The sequence below is a fragment of the uncultured Granulicatella sp. genome (assembly GCF_938030755.1).
GTDB lineage: Bacteria > Bacillota > Bacilli > Lactobacillales > Aerococcaceae > Granulicatella.
The window spans coordinates 1-3,335 of the sequence record NZ_CALHIF010000082.1 but is presented as its reverse complement, the minus strand read 5'-3'; the positions used below and the strand labels follow the sequence as shown (position 1 = coordinate 3,335).

The 3,335-nt window shown below is 36.5% G+C and carries 4 protein-coding genes; all 4 read right to left on the bottom strand.

What is annotated here, in order from left to right:
- Positions 1 to 74 precede the first annotated feature (74 nt).
- The 4 genes from Q0594_RS08265 to Q0594_RS08250 are packed head-to-tail and all read right to left on the bottom strand — an operon-like array spanning position 75 to position 3,226.
- Positions 75 to 437 (bottom strand): DUF956 family protein, encoded by a 363-nt coding sequence (locus tag Q0594_RS08265; RefSeq protein ID WP_298731164.1) that lies wholly within the window; start codon positions 435 to 437, stop codon positions 75 to 77.
- A gap of 22 nt (positions 438 to 459) precedes the next feature.
- Positions 460 to 1,386, bottom strand: a complete 927-nt coding sequence (locus Q0594_RS08260) for a PTS system mannose/fructose/sorbose family transporter subunit IID (RefSeq protein WP_298731162.1) — start codon at positions 1,384 to 1,386, stop codon at positions 460 to 462.
- A 14-nt stretch (positions 1,387 to 1,400) separates the two neighbouring features.
- Positions 1,401 to 2,213, bottom strand: a complete 813-nt coding sequence (locus Q0594_RS08255) for a PTS mannose/fructose/sorbose transporter subunit IIC (protein ID WP_298731160.1) — start codon at positions 2,211 to 2,213, stop codon at positions 1,401 to 1,403.
- 20 nt (positions 2,214 to 2,233) lie between these two features.
- Positions 2,234 to 3,226, bottom strand: coding sequence for a mannose/fructose/sorbose PTS transporter subunit IIA (locus Q0594_RS08250; protein WP_298731158.1), 993 nt, complete (start codon positions 3,224 to 3,226; stop codon positions 2,234 to 2,236).
- Between the last annotated feature and the right edge of the window lie 109 nt (positions 3,227 to 3,335).

The following is a 3,335-nucleotide window of genomic DNA, read 5'->3' as shown; positions in this document are numbered from 1 at the left end:
CAATTGGATTCTTATCCATTTATTCTTACAAGACAAAATTAAAAGGCGAATGTTTTTACACATTCGCCTTTTCTTTATCTTTTGAAAAGTTTTTTGAAACTGATAATCGGCTCAGTTCTCACGATTTTCTCGTTTCCAATAAATTCTCTCATCACTTTTAGCGTGCGACCAGAATCTTTGGAGACAAATTGGAATGTTTTAGAAGAATTCGTATCAATGTAATACGCACGAATAAACTTCCCTTTAAACATCACATGAGCTCTTACCAGTTTAATTTCTTCCCAAGGAATTTGAAGATAGCTCTCTGGATTTTGATGATTGTAAAATTCAAAAGCACGGTCTCCAATCAGAATATCCCCATTGGTATACCCAAAGCCCCCATCGAATAGGTTTGCTTTTGTTTTATAAATGGCTTTTGTATTTAACGATACAACCATAATCTACCTCCAATTCTTTCTATTAAGGAGCCATTACTCCTGTTAAACCAGCTAAAATACCTAATGCAAATAGCCCAAAGATAATGTAAATTGGTTTTACATTTTTCTTCAATAACCACATTACTAAGAATGTTAATAGTAAAGCAGCCAATCCTGGAATCAATTTGTTCAAGTTGTCTTGAAGAGTGGTTACAACTTCTGGCGATAATTTTTTACCATCCAATAGTTTGGCAACAATCTCTTGAAGTTGTCCACCAGTCACAACATCATCTTTTCCAGGTGTTTGAATATATTGATCAGCCGTCAATTGTACTTTTGTCAAGACAAGTGGGAATTTCATACTTGTCCAACGCTGTACTAAAATCCCCATTACAAACATCCCTACAATTGAAGAAACTTTTGTAATAGATTGTAAAATACCACCAGATAAGTCCTTAGTAATCTCAGAGCCTTGGCGATATCCTAACTCTTGTGTATACCACATAAAAGCGATACGAATTAAGTTCCAAACAATAAAGAAGAATAATGGTCCAATGATTGAACCCGTTGCTGCTAATCCTGCAGCAATCGCACCTAGAATTGGACGAGCAGTAAACCAGAATACAGGGTCACCGATACCAGCTAGTGGTCCCATCATACCAACTTTAACCCCTTGAATTGTTGCGTCATCAATTGCCGCCCCGTTTGCACGGTCTTCTTCTAAGGCTAAAGTTACCCCAAGAATCGGTGAAGCAATATATGGGTGAGTATTAAAGAATTCTAAGTGACGTTTTAACGCTGCTTTTGAATCTTCTGGGTTTGGATATAATTTTTTCAATGCAGGAATTAGGGAGAATGCCCATCCTCCATTTTGCATACGTTCATAGTTCCAAGAACCTTGTAAGAATTGTGAACGTAACATAACTTTTAAGCGGTCTTGTTTCGTTAAAGATACTTTTTTCTCTGTCATCTCATTCACACTCCTTAGTAGTCATTTAAAATGTCACCTAGTGGGTCTCCAGAACCTGAGCGTCCACCAGTTGAACCATTTCCGCTGTTATTAGATAAGTTTAAGTAAATTAACGCTAAACTTAAAGCGATAACACCAGTTGCAATCAATGTTAACTCGTTTAAAGGAGCGATTGCAAAACCGATGAAGAAGAATGGCCAAGTTTCTTTAGAAGCCATTAAGTTAATAACCATTGCTAGCCCCACTGCAACTACCATGTTACCACCAATTGTCATACCATTAGCAAACCAATCAGGAATTGATTTTAAGTAACCTTGAACAACATCTGAAGGTAAGAATAAAAGTAATCCAGCTGGAATCATAATACGTAATCCTTGGCAACATAATGCAACATAATGCCAGAATGAAACCCCTTTGAAGTCTCCTTGTTCAGCCGCTGCATCCGCTCTATGGACTAATGCAACTGATAATGTACGTACCACCATTGTTAAAACTAAACCAACTGTCCCTAAAGTAACAGCAGTAGCAATAGCAAGGTTACGTCCACCTTCTGAAAAATCATTCCCTTTAATAAAAATAATAGCTGAAGCTACTGATGCTAAAGCAGCATCAGGTGCTACCGCAGCACCAACGTTTGCCCAAGCAAGTGCAATAATTTGTAAAGAACCACCAAGGATAATCCCCTCAGTTAAATGTCCTGTCGCAAGTCCAACTAATGTACAAGCAATAATTGGTTGATGGAATTGAAACTCATCTAAGATTCCTTCCAAACCAGCCAAGAATGCGACAATTAGGACTAAAATAATTTGAAATAAATTAAAATCCATAATAATCTCCTATCTCTCTATTATAGTTTCAAGCCTTCATTAGACTTTGCTTCAATCAGTTTAAAAATGTCTCCAGGAGAATCCGAAACAACTTTTCGAACATCCATTTTAACACCTAAATCACGTAATTTTTTATAAGTTTCAACATCATCTTGGTCTAATGATAATGCATTACTTACTTGAACTTTACCTACAGAGTGTGCCATTGATCCAATATTTAATTGATCAATATGAACACCTTTTTCAATAACTTCTAAAGCTTCTTGTGGTGTTTCGAATAATAATAATGCCCTTGTATCTCCAAAACGTGGATCGTTGTACACTTCTACTAGTTTATCTAGTGGAATCACATGAGCACGAACTCCAGTAGGTGCTGCTTGTTCAATTAATTTCTTACGTAAGTCATCTTTTGCAACTTTATCAGAAACAACGATAATGCGGTTTGGATTTGTTGCTTTTGTCCAACTTGTAGCTACTTGTCCATGTAACAAACGAGTATCGATACGAGCTAAAACGAATTTAATTTTTCCATCTCCAATAACTGTTCCTTCTGGAATGGCTCCGTTAGTAACAGGTGTTGAAGGTGCAGATTTTTCCTCTTTCTTCTCTTCTGGTTGAAGAGCTTCTGGACGAATCTTAACTCCTTCAATCGCAGTTGGTGCAATTGCCTTTGCGATTTCATGAGAAGTATTCATTGAAAAACGACTAGCGTACGATTCAATAAGCATTGGTAAGCTTAAACCAGCAACAATTGCACGATGTTCAGGATCTTCTTCGAACAAAATATTTGCTTGGTTAAATGGGCTTCCTCCCCATAAATCTACTAAAAATAGAATTTCTTCTGTCTCTAGTTTATCAACAGCCTCACGCAGTTTACGTTGTAAGTCTTCAGGTCCTTCACTAGGCATAAAAGTAACAGACTCAACTTTTTCTTGATTTCCAAAAATCATTGAACCTGATTGCTTAATTCCGTCAGCGAATTCACCATGACTTGCAATGATAATCCCTACCATAAAGCTACCTCCTTTATATAAATTTAATCATTTTATTGATTTAATTTATAATAACACAACACTGGGAATTTTTCACTAAAATCAACCGTTAATATACGCTGAATTGAGT